This window comes from Micromonospora sp. NPDC048843 (assembly GCF_040649965.1).
Taxonomy (GTDB): domain Bacteria; phylum Actinomycetota; class Actinomycetes; order Mycobacteriales; family Micromonosporaceae; genus Micromonospora; species Micromonospora hortensis.
The window spans coordinates 1-14799 of the sequence record NZ_JBEZGJ010000085.1 but is presented as its reverse complement, the minus strand read 5'-3'; the positions used below and the strand labels follow the sequence as shown (position 1 = coordinate 14799).

At 67.0% G+C, this 14799-nt stretch carries 15 protein-coding genes; 10 read left to right on the top strand and 5 right to left on the bottom strand.

All coding sequences use genetic code 11. The annotated features are described in order from the left end of the window. Nucleotides 1-482: 482 nt before the first annotated feature. Nucleotides 483-2075: an FAD-dependent monooxygenase gene (locus tag AB0C20_RS20230; RefSeq protein WP_357568515.1), complete on the top strand. Its 1593-nt coding sequence runs from the start codon at nt 483-485 to the stop codon at nt 2073-2075. Here the strand turns inward: AB0C20_RS20230 and AB0C20_RS20225 are convergent. Further along, nucleotides 2072-2509 carry an AAA family ATPase gene (locus tag AB0C20_RS20225; protein WP_357568514.1) on the bottom strand — a complete coding sequence of 146 codons (438 nt, stop codon included), beginning with the start codon at nt 2507-2509 and terminating at the stop codon, nt 2072-2074. The two genes, AB0C20_RS20230 and AB0C20_RS20225, sit on opposite strands and share 4 nt — an antisense overlap. Nucleotides 2510-2864: 355 nt before the next feature. Between AB0C20_RS20225 and AB0C20_RS20220 the strand changes: the two genes are divergently transcribed. Then, nucleotides 2865-3377 carry a hypothetical protein gene (locus tag AB0C20_RS20220; RefSeq protein ID WP_357568513.1) on the top strand — a complete coding sequence of 171 codons (513 nt, stop codon included), beginning with the start codon at nt 2865-2867 and terminating at the stop codon, nt 3375-3377. Between the two features lie 94 nt (nt 3378-3471). Beyond that, a complete protein-coding gene (locus AB0C20_RS20215; protein WP_357568512.1) occupies nt 3472-4026 on the top strand; it encodes a hypothetical protein in 555 nt (184 codons plus the stop codon). A 374-nt stretch (nt 4027-4400) separates the two neighbouring features. Here AB0C20_RS20215 and AB0C20_RS20210 read toward each other — a convergent pair whose 3' ends face one another. The 3 genes from AB0C20_RS20210 to AB0C20_RS20200 all read right to left on the bottom strand — a co-directional run bounded on the left by AB0C20_RS20210 (nt 4401) and on the right by AB0C20_RS20200 (nt 5580). Further along, nucleotides 4401-4814, bottom strand: coding sequence for an Imm1 family immunity protein (locus tag AB0C20_RS20210; RefSeq protein ID WP_357568511.1), 414 nt, complete (start codon nt 4812-4814; stop codon nt 4401-4403). Then, nucleotides 4811-5167 carry a DddA-like double-stranded DNA deaminase toxin gene (locus AB0C20_RS20205; protein ID WP_357568510.1) on the bottom strand — a complete coding sequence of 119 codons (357 nt, stop codon included), beginning with the start codon at nt 5165-5167 and terminating at the stop codon, nt 4811-4813. The genes AB0C20_RS20210 and AB0C20_RS20205 overlap by 4 nt, the downstream gene beginning before the upstream one ends. A 140-nt stretch (nt 5168-5307) precedes the next feature. Further along, complete coding sequence (locus AB0C20_RS20200; protein WP_357568509.1) at nt 5308-5580, bottom strand: DUF6244 family protein; 273 nt, start codon at nt 5578-5580, stop codon at nt 5308-5310. Nucleotides 5581-5975: 395 nt separating this feature from the next. Between AB0C20_RS20200 and AB0C20_RS20195 the strand changes: the two genes are divergently transcribed. The 6 genes from AB0C20_RS20195 (at nt 5976) to AB0C20_RS20170 (ending at nt 12487) form a co-directional block, all read left to right on the top strand. Further along, the gene (locus tag AB0C20_RS20195) at nt 5976-7307 is read left to right on the top strand and encodes a hypothetical protein (protein WP_357568508.1); all 1332 of its coding nucleotides are present in this window, start codon (nt 5976-5978) and stop codon (nt 7305-7307) included. Further along, entirely contained in the window at nt 7300-7872 is a 573-nt protein-coding gene (locus tag AB0C20_RS20190) for a hypothetical protein (protein ID WP_357568507.1), read from the top strand. The genes AB0C20_RS20195 and AB0C20_RS20190 overlap by 8 nt, the downstream gene beginning before the upstream one ends. Then, complete coding sequence (locus AB0C20_RS20185) at nt 7869-9821, top strand: hypothetical protein (protein WP_357568506.1); 1953 nt, start codon at nt 7869-7871, stop codon at nt 9819-9821. The genes AB0C20_RS20190 and AB0C20_RS20185 overlap by 4 nt, the downstream gene beginning before the upstream one ends. A 158-nt stretch (nt 9822-9979) precedes the next feature. Next, nucleotides 9980-10366, top strand: a complete 387-nt coding sequence (locus AB0C20_RS20180) for a hypothetical protein (protein ID WP_357568505.1) — start codon at nt 9980-9982, stop codon at nt 10364-10366. A gap of 589 nt (nt 10367-10955) precedes the next feature. Next, complete coding sequence (locus AB0C20_RS20175) at nt 10956-11432, top strand: hypothetical protein (protein ID WP_357568504.1); 477 nt, start codon at nt 10956-10958, stop codon at nt 11430-11432. After that, nucleotides 11429-12487, top strand: coding sequence for a site-specific integrase (locus AB0C20_RS20170; protein ID WP_357568503.1), 1059 nt, complete (start codon nt 11429-11431; stop codon nt 12485-12487). Before AB0C20_RS20175 ends, AB0C20_RS20170 begins: the two co-directional genes overlap by 4 nt. On the opposite strand, the gene AB0C20_RS20165 is transcribed toward AB0C20_RS20170, so the two are convergent. Next, complete coding sequence (locus AB0C20_RS20165) at nt 12409-12891, bottom strand: LacI family DNA-binding transcriptional regulator (RefSeq protein ID WP_357568502.1); 483 nt, start codon at nt 12889-12891, stop codon at nt 12409-12411. The two genes, AB0C20_RS20170 and AB0C20_RS20165, sit on opposite strands and share 79 nt — an antisense overlap. 307 nt (nt 12892-13198) lie before the next feature. Here AB0C20_RS20165 and AB0C20_RS20160 point away from each other — a divergent pair, with 307 nt between their 5' ends. Continuing rightward, the gene (locus tag AB0C20_RS20160; protein ID WP_357568501.1) at nt 13199-14674 is read left to right on the top strand and encodes an arabinofuranosidase catalytic domain-containing protein; all 1476 of its coding nucleotides are present in this window, start codon (nt 13199-13201) and stop codon (nt 14672-14674) included. The last annotated feature ends 125 nt before the right edge of the window (nt 14675-14799 follow it).

Genomic DNA, 14799 nt, shown 5'->3' with positions numbered 1-14799 from the left:
ATACCAGGCGGCGATGCCCAGCCTTGGCGCCACCCGCGCCTCGCTTGCCGTCGCCGCCGGCCATGCCGTACGAGCGCCACGGCCACGGCCACGATAATGGCTCTGGCGGCGAGTGCCCACAGCAGCGGATTCCGTCGCAGGTCTTCCGGGAGCTGCTGAGCGAGTACGAACATGCCCATCGCCACGACGAACCAGCCGAAGACCTTGCGCAGCACTTGGGCGGGATTCGGCCGGCGAGTCGCCCGTCGGCGAGGCTGCCGACGGCGACGGCGTCGGTAACCGCGACCGCCAGCGTCCAGTCGGCAGATCGCATCGAAGATTCAGTTGGCGAATGGGGCTACCGTCGGGTCGAGACGGGTCAGTCGCGCGTCGAGCCAGGGGATCTGGATGGTCGGCATCGAATACGTGATCGCGTTGGGGACCTCAGCCGGTCCCCTGGAGGCACCAGTCCCGACCGGCGGCTCTCGACGGGCCGATGTCCGATGAGCGCCGTCGAGGTTCTGGTGATCGGGGCGGGGCCAACCGGACTGGCCATGGCCGGGCAGTTGGCCGCCTCGGGTGTGCGGGTCCGGGTGGTGGATCGATCTCTCGACCGGGTTCAGGAGTCCCGTGCCCTGGCGGTTCAGCCCCGCACTCTGGAGGTCCTCGCCGGTCTCGGGGTGACTGACGAGATGACGGCCGTGGGGAACCGGTCGGTGCGGCTGTGTCTGCACGCGCGGGGGCGGGCGCGTAGCGTGCCACTGTTCGATTTGGGTCTGTCCGGCACCGTGTATCCGTATTTGCTGTTTCTGTCGCAGGCGGAGACCGAGCGCATCCTGGGTGAGCACCTCGCGGCGGTGGGGCTTGATGTAGAGCGGGGTGTCGAGCTGGTGGGGCTGGACTATGCCGTCGACGGTGCGGTGGCGACGCTGCGGCACGGAGACGACCGCGTGGAACGGGTGGCGGCCCGGTACGTGGTGGGTTGCGACGGCGCGCACAGCGCCGTGCGGCGCCTCGCTGGAATCGGCTTCGAGGGCGCTGCGTATCCGCAGACGTTCGTCCTAGCTGACCTGGAGGCCGACGGCCTCGACACTAGGACGGCGCATGTCTTCTTGTCCGAGCGGGGAATGCTGTTCTTCTTCCCACTCGGCCATCCGACCACCTGGCGGCTGCTGGTCATGCGGCCACCCGCCGAGGTTGCCTCACCAGACGCCCCGGTCACCCTCGATGAGGTGCAGGCACTCGCCGACACGTACACCGATGCGACGGCGCGCCTGCATGATCCGGTCTGGATGACCAACTTCCGGTTGCACCACCGTGCCGCCACCCACTACCGGGCCGGGCCGGTGTTCCTGGCCGGCGACGCCGCGCACATCCACAGCCCCGCCGGCGCGCAGGGCATGAACACCGGCATCCAGGACGCCGTCAACCTCGGTTGGAAGCTCGCCCAGGCCCTGCGGGGCGACGCCGACTCGACGCTGCTGGATACCTACGAGATCGAACGGGCGCCTGTCGGCCGGATGGTGCTGCGCTTCAGCGACCGGGCGTTCACCGTCGCGACGTCCACCAACCCGGCCGTCCGGTTCGCTCGGACCCGGATCGCCCCCGCTCTCATCCCGGTCGTGCTCGCGTCGCGGTTCGTGCGGGCCGCCGCCTTCCGGACGGTGTCGCAGCTGGGCATCAGCTACCGGAACAGCCCGCTGTCGGTGCAAGGGCCGCGCCCATCGCGGACCGGCCCACGACCCGGCGACCGGCTGCCCGACGCCCCGCTGCCCGGCGCCGCAGACGCCAGCACGCTGCATCGGCTGACCTCCACGTCCGGATGGCACCTGCTGCTGTGCGGGCCTTCCGCTGCCTGGCCTGCCGGCGACACCGTCGGCCTGGCCCGGGATCAGCTCACCGTGCATCACTTAACCGAACCCGACGCCACCGGACCGGCCCCCACGTCCGCTGCTCAAGCGCTGCGACGGCTGGGTCTCGGCGTCGGCGTCAATGGCGTGATACTGGTCCGTCCCGATGGACACATCGGCTACCGGGCTGGTGGCACCGACCTGACCGGGCTGCTCGCCTACCTGGACCGATGGCTCGGCTCCTAACCCTGCCCGCTGCTGTAACTGTGCGCCGGCCTGAGCGAGCTCGTGGATTCACCACCTGATCCCTTAGCGTCACAACCTCGCGACCGCCTCGACCGTATTTGCCCAGACCGCAGGATGTCCGGCCGTACGCCCGCTTCGAGCTGCTGCTTCACCGTCCGTTCGTGCAGGCTGGTACCGCCATAACCGTCGGCGACACCGAGGCGGTCGATCTCGGTGGCCACGTTGTAGAACGACTCGGCGCGTAGGAAGAAGCCGGTGCGTGGCTTCCTGGTGCCGCGTAGCAGTCGCAGGTGTTCACCAAGAGACGACTCGGTGGCGCGGGTGCTGAATCGGAAGTTGGTGGATCCGCCCTCGGGGTTGGAACCGGCCGCTACCGCGATCGCCTCGATGAGGGTCGACTTGCCGGTGCCGTTGTCTCCGGCTAGGAACGTCACGGCGGGGGTCCAACGTCAGCCGACCGGCTGACCGTAGGCCGGCGACGACGGGCAGCGTGAACGGATAGGCGGACCGGTCAATGTCGTCGTCGGTGAGCTCCACCCAGCGCAAAAAACCCACCGCTGTCTCGACGCGAGTCCGACGCCTCGTCTGCACTGGCCATCAGGTGACCCTTTCGCGCCGCCGCCCTGTTACATCTCGACCGTGTTTGCCCAGGCCGGAAGATGTCCGACGGTACGCCTGCTGACTCGGAGTGCTGCTGTCACCGTCCGCAGGTGAGACAGGTTCTCGTAGCTAGACGCCTCAGGGTTTCGCCATCGAAGCTTGCGGTACTGTCCAACCCCCGTGGATACGATGGATCCGTTGGAGTCATCAATCTCGGGTCTACTCGCCTGGTCGATGGCGGCGATGACCACCAGCAACCGGCTTCTTGCTGGCGAGCAGACGCGAATCGACCGCTCGGCAGATGCGCTCCTACTCATGCTCAGCATGCGCAACCTTGTACGCGCCGCCGACTGGGGTGCTAACACTGCGCGGGGCACCGCGCAGGAAGCCGCGAGGCGGCAAGCCGTCACTGAGTTTCGGCAGCAGTTGCCCAACGTTGTTGACGCGCGGGACGTGCTGGAACACTTCGACGACTATGCGACAGGCCGTGGTCGGCTTCAGCAGCGTGCCGTTCGTGAAGGGCAGGATGCGCCAACGTACTCGTTCGCGGTGGCGGTCGATGACCATGACGTCGTCATCGCCGTTGGCCCGTATCGGTTCGACGTTCGTTCGATTCGGGATGCTTGCCGCGAACTGGCGATCACGATCCTGTCACTGGAAGAGCAGCTCGATACTGGCGAAGCGCCGGCGGCGTTGGCCTAAATCAGGAAGAGCAGGGACGAGGCTGTAACTTCCGTCACCGGTCGCGGCAGCTGCCACTGGCCGTCCCGCACTGCCCCAGCCGTAGGCTGCCCGGATGAGTACGCAGCCGAAGCCCGGCATGGCCGATTTCATCGCCTCGTTCGCCGCCGCACGGCAACTGCTCAATCGGGCCCACCAGAGTGGCAGCCTGATCGAAGGCATGGTCCTCTACGTCTCGCTGATCGACGGGCTCCTGCGAACCGCGATCATCCTCGACAAGCAGCTCGCCGGTGACCCGGACGATCTCGACAAGTACGTGCAGCAGGTGCCCGGTGGGGCACGGTTCACCGAGAAGGCGATCTACGACGAAGCCCTGCGGCGTGGCCTCATCGACGCGACGCTGAAGGCAGAGGTCGTCGAGCTCTACGAGCACCGTAACGCCGTGGTGCACCGGTTCTTCCTGACCGGACTGCGATACACCGACCTTGAACCGCACCTTGGTCGATACGAGCTGGTCTTCCAGCAGATCTACGGCATCGTTGCGGAGCTGGAGGACCGGCAAGTACGCGAGGGCAAGGGTATGACCGTCGAGGGCAACGACCCCGAGGCCATCGCCGTCTCCCTCGCCCACATCGCCGGCAAGCTCGGCTTCCCGGACGGAGGAGTGTAGACAAGGACCATCGTGTGCAACGCCGCCAAGAGATCGGGTAGTCACGCGGTTGTCCCGTCATCGTGCCTACGCCGGCCACACCAACAGCCCACGATCCTCCTCCACCACCCACATCAAAGCCGGCCTCCACGACCTGGCCAACGCGCTGTCGGCCACGACCGGCCAGCCCCATCCGCTGGCCCGTCTGGCGGATCACGCCGACCAGTGGTCGCAGACGAACTGCGCCGTCTCACCTACGACCGACTAAGGAACCGGTAGCCGCGTGTGGCGCTCCGAGTGAGGCGGCTCCGGAGAGCACCACACGCGGCGCGGCCCCGCAAGCGACGCCCTACCCTGGTCGCGGCATCTGCCTTGTAAGCCGTCAACTCTCGGAGCTAGTCGGCGGTTTCCCAGGCCAGCGCGGAGGGTCGTTGCCCGCCGCTGGTAAGGAACTGTCGTGCCGCTTGCCGGGCGGTCGCGTTGGTGACGCGGGTGCGTTCGGGCCACGCGTCGGTGGGCGTGCCGGCGTAGTCGAAGGTGAACGCGGGCCCCGGTTCGAGGTCTTGCTGGTACCCCCAAGCGCTGCTGCCGTCGGCGGCGATGTGATAAACGAACGACCGTTGGAGGTGCCCGATGCAGATGTCGAGCATGACGGGAAACTCGCCTCCGCCGGGAGCGACGAGGGTGACGCAGTAGGGCAGCTGCTCGGTGTAGGCGTGACTGATCGTGTCCAGTGCGGCGTCGAGTTCGGCGACGGTGCTGACCGACGCGGCGCCGTCGCCGCGTCCCCAGGTGATCTCGATGCTCATCGCCGGATCCCTTCTCCTGTTCCGACGTACAGCTTATGGAGCCACGTGCGGTCGCCGTCGGTGAGGAACACCGTCAGGCGTGTTCCGTGCGGCAGGATCGTGGCGAGGATCTTTTCGCAGACCAAAGGTCTGATCGGATCGTCGCAGGGGGTGTGATTGAGCACGAGCGTGGCCTCTGCTGGGCTGCCGGGACGGCGCAGCACGGCTGCGGCCTGCGCCTCGGCGTGGTCCATCACGATGGCCTGAGCCAGAGGCGGCTTGAGTCCCACCCCCGCGGCGGGAAGCCTGCCCACCCTGATCTGCCGGCTGCGCAACCGACCATCAGGCTCCGCCGAGAAGTCAGGATCGCCCATGATCGCCCCGTCGGCGAGGAGAAACGCCTCGGTCTTGTCCTGCGGTTCGCCGCGACGCGCCAGACTCGCGGCCGCCCGAAGGACGGCCTGCGGCGGGTCAGCATGCGCGGGTGGCCGGCGGTTCCCGCCGCCACCCGCAGTCAGTTTCCCAGACCGCCCAGCCCACGCATCCGCGTGAGGATCTCCTCGACCTTGCCCGCTGACTGACCGACCGTTATGCCCGCTCCATCGAGCTGCTGTGAGCTGCGGTCCACCATCGCGGCAGTGCTGTGATCGGCGGCGCCCTGCAGCGCCGCTTGGATCAACGCCCGCGCTTGGTGAAGCTCAGAGCCGGCAGTTCGAATCAGCTCCCGAGCTCGATCAAGATGCGCCTTGGCTTGAAGAAGCCGACTGATCAACTCTGCCGCGCTCACCCGAATCACTGTGCCAGAACATAGACGTGCGTAGGTAGCGGCTGATTGTCAGGAGCGGTGCTGGGTGAAGCGGCGCCAGGACGGACGGCGCGCGGCGAGGTCCGCTGCCCGAAGGATATGGTCGGCCGCAAGGGAGGGCCAGCCAACCATCGCACCTGACCCCGGCCCCGCAGGCGTTCAGAAGGCCCGCCAGGTACCTAACTTCCTAGGGCGCCTGCGAGCTGTGCCATGACTGGCTGAACCCCTTTGGCTCACAAGGTCGCAACAAGCACCCGTCTGCTGATGCGAACGGCCCGATCTAGGTCTTTACGCCATGCCCAGCTTCCGGTACGAAGAACACAGCGCTGCGAAGTCGAAAGACTACGCTGCGCTGCGTCGTCTTGGAGGTGGCTATGTTGAGCGAGCGACAGGAGGCCCTGCCCCTTGTCCTGGAGCTGCCGGACGCCCCAGAAGACGACGGCGCAGAAGCACAAGCCAACTTCCGCTTCCAGTGCGAAGTCATCGCCCGCTGGAGCTATGGCCTGTTTGAGCCCGACGGCCCGATCGCAGTGGTCTGCGAGCACCATGAAGACTTCATGGTGCTCTTCGCCGACGGCCAGGTTGACCTCGCATCAGTCAAGCATCGGGGCCGCAATCGCGGGACGTGGTCCGTCGCTGACCTCTGCGACGACGGCGGTCTCACGCACCTGTTCGACCGATGGGTCGCGGTGGCTGCGTCTGGGCGCCCCATCCGTGCCCTACACCTGACCAATGCCGGCCTGACTAACGGACCAGGTCAATCCGCGGAACTGGCAGGCATATGCGAAGCCACGCAGCCAGACGCTGCCCTACTTCTAGCCTGGTCGAAGAAGCTCGCCCGACAATTTCTCATGGTGTCGCAGCGCAGACGAACGTCCGCCATGCCAACAGGTCAACCGCCCGCGCGTCCCGAACACCTGCTCGACACCGATCCGCTCGTACAGCTGGTAGCGCGATTCATACCGATGCTGACCTTCGTGCCGGTGTCACACCGCGACGACATAGCCGCAAGCACCATCATCGAGGTGGCTCTGCCGCTGTGTCGCGCGAAAGGCTGGGACACACACGACGGCCAGCATGTCCACGACGCGGTCATGGCGATCGTTGAGAAAATCGTCCGGACATTCGGCAAACGCCGTCTGGACCTCGCCCGCCAAGTGGTCGGTATGGCGGTGTGGCCCAACGGCATGGAACGCGATGAACGGCTCGCAGCACGATTGCTCGATGCCAAGGCACTGGACACAGCCATCATCTACGGCGGCGATGTGCCCTTGTTCCCACCCCAGGACGCCCCGCTCCCGGCGCCCGGCGGATCCCAACTACGCCGCAAAATGGCAGACGGGCAGCTCAGTGCCAGCGCCGTCCATCTCGCCGAACGACTCCGGTCCGCCTGGTACAGCACTCATCGATCGCGCCTACCCGACCTGCCGGGAGATGCGGGAGTCCTCGCGCAGATCGAAGCCGAAGTGCTGGAACTGGTTCTCGACGCCCAAGACGCCGCTCTCGCGGCAGGCACCACCCCATACGGGCGGACGTTCTTCCGCCAACTGCGCGACACCGTCCGTGTGTCGTCCTTCCGCCAGCGGCCCCCGCTGCGCATCAACGATCAGCACGCCCTGGGCGTGTCGTTCGAACTGAGCGACCAGTGCATCTTCGACTTCCTCCCGCCAACCAGCAGCGACACTCAGCAGGAGCAGGTGCATGACTGACCGCGGGGCACGCACTCGTCTGTTAGCCGCACGGCAGCAGGCAGCAGCCCGGGCCATCGCCGCCGAGGCAGCCTTCCACCAAGCCCGGGTGCTCCTCCTCATCGCCGCCTTCTCCGGCCGCAGCCGCGGCCTGCGAAGCCTCGCCCGCATATCCCGACTCGATTACCTGCTGCGCTTCCCGCCCGTCCTGCAATACATCAACCTGACCGACGAAGCGCAGTGGCCAAGCTCAGCGAAACCGCTGCCGGCCGAGCGCCGGGCAACGGACATCAACTTCGCCGCGACACGCTACGGGTTATGGACCGACCGCTACACCCTCATCATCGGCTCCCTCATCGGCAAGCAACTTGTCAACGTTGTGCCCGGACGCATTCTCGAGGTCATCACCACCCCCGCCGGCCGAGAGGTGGCCAAGCAGCTGTCCAACACAGCACAGTGGAACCCCACCCACCTTCGCGCCGAGTTCCTGCACCGACGGCTCAACATGTCCGCCCCACAGCTCGACGCACTCCTGCGACCTGCGATCCGCCGCCTGGAAGCCGACACCGCCCAGGCAACCGCATGACCAGGCGCCTGCGCATCCGAGCCGTCGAGGTGGTCACCACCCAAACAAGCCGCAGGTTCGACCTCGATCGTCCGCTGACAGCCCTCATCGGCTCGGTGGGCACGGGCAAGTCCAGCCTGCTCATGTTGATCAAACACGCGACCGGCGGTCGCGCCGCACTCACCCCAGCAGTGCGCGCCAACGTGACCAGGATCGTCCTCGATCTCCAGGTCGAAGACACCCGCCTGATGCTCGCGCGAAGAGTGCCCGATCCATCAGGCATCGTTGAGATTCTCGACCCGTACACCCGTGACATCGAGGCGCAGCTGCCCGTCCGAAGCCGCGAAGGCCAGGAGACGATCTCAGACCGGCTCCTGGAACGACTCGGAATCCCGCGCGAACGAATCCCGACCCGACGGCGCGGCGCCACCGCTGACACCGTAGCGGTCACCTTCCAGAACCTCATGGCCTACCTGTATGTCGAAGCAGTCGACATCGACCGGTCCATCGCCGGGCACACGGAGACCTACACCGACCGACCGCGTCGAGCGCTGTTCGAGTTCATGTTCGGACTTAACGACGCTGACCTCGCCGCCATGCAGCGCCGCGAAGGCACGCTGAACAGCGCCATCGCCGCACACAAAGCCGAGGTGACCGCGGTACGCAACTTCCTCGGACAGACCGAGACGCCACCCGAGGACAAAATCGACGAAGATCGACGCGGAATCCTAGTCCGACTCAATGAGATCAATGCGGGACTGCAAGCCCTAGCCTCGCAATCGTCAAGCCCTGGGCCCGCCACCGACGTACTGTTCGCCGAACTCGACCAGACCGCCAGCCAGGAACGCCAGCTACAGGCCGACGCCGCCCGGCGAGCCGAAGCCGCCGCGGCACGCCGCGCCGCGCTGGCGCAACTGGAACTGGACTATCTTCGCGCTCAACAAGCTCACGTTGCCGGTCATATCCTCGGGGCGCTTGAGTTCGAGGTCTGTCCCCGCTGCCTGCAACATCTTGATCACCAGACTCTCGCCGATGACCAGTGCCGGCTTTGCCGCCAACCGGAACCCGTCTCCGTGGCAGCCTCCGCCGTCGATGACGAGACCCGGCTCCGCTTCGAGAACCAGATCGCTGAGACCCGACAACTGCTCGACGAAGACGAGAACGCCGCGACCCGAGCCGCTGAATTGGCGAGCACCGCACGGCTGCATCTGCACGCGGTTCGACAACGTCTCGATGAACTCACCCGAAGCCGTACCGCACCGCTGCTCACCCAGACCGCGGCTCTCAGCGGTCAGCACGCCACCATGCTGGCGCGCCTGGCCCGACTGGACGACATGACCAACACTTGGGAGCGGTTCAAGGACATCGAACAACGGCTACGCACCGACGAGGACCAACGCAAGACAGTTCGGGCGGACATCAAGCGACGCAAGCAGGCCATGACCGAAGCCAGAGCGCGAGTCACCCGCTTCGACGCGGCCTTCCAGCGAGAAATCCAGCTCATCGGAGTCCCCGGAGTGCAAGAAGCCCACATCGATACCGAAGACTATCTGCCTCGGATCGACGGGGCCGCCTTCCACGAGATCCAAGCTTCCGGCGGAGGTGTCGCCACGGCCGTCCACGTCGCCTACAACATCGCCCTGATAACCACCGCGCTCGACGACCCTAACGTCACCGTACCGTCGCTGCTCATCATCGACTCGCCCCAAAACGCCATAGGCCGAAGCCCTACCGACGTCGAACTTAGCCAGCGCATCTACGATCGAATCGCAAACGTCACCAACGCCGCAAGCCAGCGAATCCAAATGATCATCGCAGACAATTCTCTACCGCCACTGCCCCCGCGAACGGATTGGAGTCACATCCACGTCATCGAATTCGGCTACGAAGACCGCGCGATGATACCTGGTGTCTGGCACAGCGGTCCTGCAGCAGCGAAAACCCGCGTGGAAGACACCGCTGTCGAATAAGCCGCCGCAGTATTGGAACACCAGCGGTGATCAAAGATTTGCGAGGCCCCGGCTGAAACATGCACTCGCGCCGCCGCCTGACCGTTGGGTGTTCGCCGGCGGCACCCGCGATAGCCTATAACCACTGATGCTATTGGTTCGAAGGTGAGGACCTCCCGGTGGGTACCAAATACGAACCGATGAGTCTGGCCAGGTTGGCCACCCACCTGGCGTCCGCGGACACCGACCGAATCCGCTGGAAGCTGGTGTGGGAGTTCATGGAGGAGTACCGCTGGGAACCGGCCGAGACCAGAGCGGGTCTATTGAGGGATGAGCCTGGGCCAGTTGGGGACGCGCGTTGGGACGTGCTGCTCGCGGCGCTCGCGGAGCACCTACTCGCCCAGGCAGATCTTGCCCCGCCTGCATGGGTCGATTTACGTGTGCTGCGCCGGGCGTGGTTCCCAGCCGAACTGGCCATCCACCGGGCCGACGCGCTGGCATGGGCGCCGGCCGCGTTTCGGAAACATGGTGTGTACCTGTCCGTTCACGACTTGTCCGCGGCGTGAGCGGATCAGGCGGCGTTCCGATGGGGGAGGCGGAACTCGCACTCGCGTCTACCCACCGAGGCGAGGGGTTGTCCGTCGCGGAGTCGTCGCTGGCCTCCCCGTCGTCGTGGTGCGCAACTAGCGCTGCCCTACGATGCGAAACAGGTGACATGGAACGTCGAGGACGCCCGCTTGGCGACACGAAGATAGCTTAGTTAACTGGCGAAGTGACCGGCGCGCCGCAGCCGTGTAGGGGCGAGAGGTTGAACGGCTGTGCCCGCCGGGCCTTGGTATTTAGTCTGCGTCATATCCGCAGCGGCACCCCGCTGGACTACCTGCGGAGCGTCACGACACTGAGCTTTACCGTGCCTTTGCAGCCAAGGCGAGTTGCACCGTAACCTATGAGCATGTGCACCCCAGAATGGTGCACATATGGTTCGTACATGTGTTCGATCCCCCCTCGGACACCAGAGTTCGTGGATATCCACGCGAGATCAACTTCCTCTCGCGTGGGGACGCGAGCCGTGACGACTCATATGTGCGCACCGACCCCAGGGAGCCGGCGCCACCTGCGCTGACACCCTCGCCCTCGTGCTGGCGGGGGGCCTAGGTGAGCCCCGGCAGGCTGCGCCCTCGCCGGCCCGACGAGCAGCTCGTCGAGGCGCTCATGCCCACCCCACTGCCGGTCGCATCGCCGGAGCCGGCGCCGCTGCCGACATTGCCCGCGCCCGCCGCCCGCACGAGTGATGGCGTGCTGTTCGATGTGGGCCGCCCTGACGCCGCCGGCCGCGTTACCGCTCGTGCGCTGCTGCGGGCGTTGGGCTGGACACCGGGCCTCACGCTGCATGTCGACGTCGTGACTGGCGCAATCCTGATCACCCCGGCCGCCGAAGGCGCGCACGTCGTGGGCACCCGCGAAGAGCTGCCCCTACCCGCCGCCGCCCGACACCTATGCGGCATCGCCACCGGCGAACCCGTCCTCCTGGCTGCCCTGCCCCGCCAGAACCGCATTGTCGTGCACCCCTTACACACCATCACGGCGGTCCTGGCCGACCTGCACGCCCGCATCCTCGCAGAGCCCTCATGACCATGGATCCCGATCGTGTTGCCACCGCCCGAGCGCTGCTCGAGCACCTCGGCCTCACCGCGGCCGACCTCACCGACAGTAACCGGCCTGCCGTGCCGACAGTCGCCGAGTACCTTCCTGCTGTCATCGCCGCGGCGAGCCCGGGCACCCGACGCACCTACGGCAGCTCCTGGCGACGAATGGCCGCCGCCTTCGGCGATCGGCGCATCGACGAGGTGCGGGCCAGCGATATCGAAGCCCTCATGCGACAGGCCGCCGCAGGCGCCCGCCCTCGCCGCAACTCCCGAAACGGCCGGCACGCCGGCGAGCACCTCATCGCCGCCGCCCGCGCCTTCTACAACCGCGCCATCGCCGACGGCTACCTCACCATCGCGGACAGCCCGGCCCACCGGGTCCGCAAACCTCGCCGGCTGCCCAACACCCGCCGTGCTCTCACCCCTGACGAACTGTCCGACATCAACGCCGCCGCCCGCAGCGGCGGCCACGACATCGTGCTCGACGCCCTGATCCTGCGTCTGCACACCGAAACGGCCTGCCGACGCAGCGGGGCTCTCGCGCTGCGCCTGATCGACCTGGACAGCGACCACGCGCTGATCCGCCTGTCCGAGAAGGGCGGCACGCAACGGTGGCAGCCCATCACCCCGATGCTCGCCGACCGACTGAACGATCACGCCCGAGCCCGGGGCGCGGTCGCACCCACTGATGCGCTGCTTCGCTACCGCAACGGCCAACCCGCCACCTACCGGCGCTACGACCTAATGTGGAAACGCATCGGCCGACAGTTGCCGTGGGTCGCCGTCCAAGGCATCTCCACCCATTGGCTGCGCCACACCACCCTCACCTGGGTCGAACGGCACTTCGGCTACGGGGTGGCCCGCGCCTACGCCGGGCACACCGACCGCCGCGGACCCGCCACCACCACCTACATCAAAGCCGACCTGCACGCCGTCGCCACCGCGCTGGCTGCCCTCACCGGTCAGCCACACCCAATGGCCGTCGAACAGCGAGGGCGCCCACGGCCTTCGGTGCAGCCTGTCGAGCCGCCGATCCGCTGAACGTGATCAGGTCGAACGCCACCGATCCGCGTCACAAACGAGGCCGCTGAATTCGAAGACCGGCGCGTCACGCCGGCCGGTTCGAACGACCGGTCGTGGTCGCCCCCGGACGGGGACAGCAGCACGTCGAGGTCGTGGCGGGCGGCCGCCTCGACGACGCTGGCGTCGAAGCCCAACTGCATGTCGGTCAACCGCTGGCTGGCCGGGGGGATCACCAGCCCGAGGGTGCGGGTGCGTCCCTCCTTGAGCGCGCGGGCGCTGGCGTTCGGTCGGTAGTCCAGCTCGTCGATGACCGCCTGGATCCGCTGCCGAGTCCCCTCCGACACGGTCCGTTTCCCGCTCAGGACGTAGGAGACGGTGCTGCGGGACACCCCCGCCCGGCGGGCGATCTCCCCGATGTTCATGCCGCGCCCTCGAATCGATTCTTGCCCCGACACGGGCACGCACCATCTTTCCCCGACGAGCATATCCGTCCGGAAACCCAGGCCCCGAGTCAGCACGTTCCGCGACCAGCGGACGGACAACGGACGGTGGCGCGACGAATGGACGAGCATTAATGTAAGCAGGTATGACGTGTGACGTCGGTCTGGCCCGCTAGCGAGGCTCGAACCGCCGCCGCCGAACGCCACCAACCGTATCGAACCGGATCGGTTCGGCAGCACAGGCCCAACCCGCCACCACCGCGCTCCACCTCACCGCCGAGAGGATCCGATGAATGTGAAGAGACGACTGAGTCGTCTGCTCGCCGCGACGGGAACCCTGCTGGTTCTCGCTGTCGGCGCCAGCATCTACGTGGTCTCGGACGCGCCGGGTGTCGCCCGCGCCGCCGGCACGGGACCGTGCGACATCTACGCCTCGGGGGGCACCCCGTGCGTGGCCGCGCACAGCACCACCCGCGCGCTCTACGGCGCGTACAACGGCCCGCTCTACCAGGTCCGCCGCTCGTCGGACAACACCACCCGCGACGTCGGCGTGCTCAGCGAGGGCGGCTACGCCAACGCCGCCACGCAGGACACGTTCTGCGCCAACACCAACTGCGTCATCACCATCCTCTACGACCAGTCCGGCCGCAACAACCGCCTCACCCAGGCCATGGGTGGCGGCGTGCCGGGCCCCGGCCCTGGCGGGTCGGACAACCTTGCCGACGCGAAGGCGGCACCGGTCACCGTCGGCGGCCAGAAGGCGTACGGCGTCTACATCGCTCCCGGCACCGGCTACCGCAACAACAACACCAACGGCGTCGCGACCGGCGACCAGCCCGAGGGCATCTACGCCGTCCTCGACGGCACGCACTACAACAACGGGTGCTGCTTCGACTACGGCAACGCGCAGACGAACGCCATGGCCGACGACATCGGCATCATGGAGACCATCTACTTCGGCAACAACAAGGTGTGGGGCTACGGGGACGGCAACGGCCCCTGGATCATGATGGACATGGAGTGGGGACTGTTCTCCGGGGTGAACGCGCGGTACAACCCCATGGCGCCCATCAACCACCGCTTCGTGACGGCCATCGTCAAGGGCGAGCCCAACCACTGGGCCATCCGGGGCGGAAACGCCCAGGCCGGCGGCCTGACGACCTACTTCGACGGACGCCGCCCCAACGGCTACCACCCGATGAAGAAGGAAGGCGCCATCCTGCTCGGCATCGGCGGCGACAACAGCAACACCGCCCGCGGCACCTTCTACGAGGGCGTGATGACCTCCGGCTACCCGACCGCGGCGACCGAGGACGCGGTACAGGCCAACATCGCCGCCGCCGCGTACGCGCCGGCCGGTGGCGGTAACCCGCCACAGGGCGTCCAACTCGTCGGTGCCCAGTCCAACCGCTGCGTCGACGTGCCGAACGGCACCACCACCAACGGCACCCAGGTCCAACTCTGGGACTGCGTCGGCAACACCGCCCAACGCTGGACCCACACCGCCGGCAAACAACTGCAGGTGCTGGGCAACAAGTGCCTCGACGCCAGCGGCCAGGGCACCACCAACGGCACCCAGGCCATCATCTGGGACTGCCACAGCGGCACCAACCAACAATGGAACATCAACTCCAACGGCACCATCACCGGCGTCCAGTCCGGGCTCTGCCTCGACGCCAGCGGCGCCGGGACCGCCAACGGCACCAAGCTCCTCCTCTGGGCCTGCAACGGGCAACAGAACCAGCGCTGGTCCACCCGCAGCTGATCCGTACCACCACCCGATCGACGGTGCCGCGCAGGTACGCGACCGCCTCGGCCACCTCGTCGGCCCGCCCGATGCGGCCCACCGGGTGCAGGCGGGTCAGCTCGGCGTCGATCCACTGGGCCTGG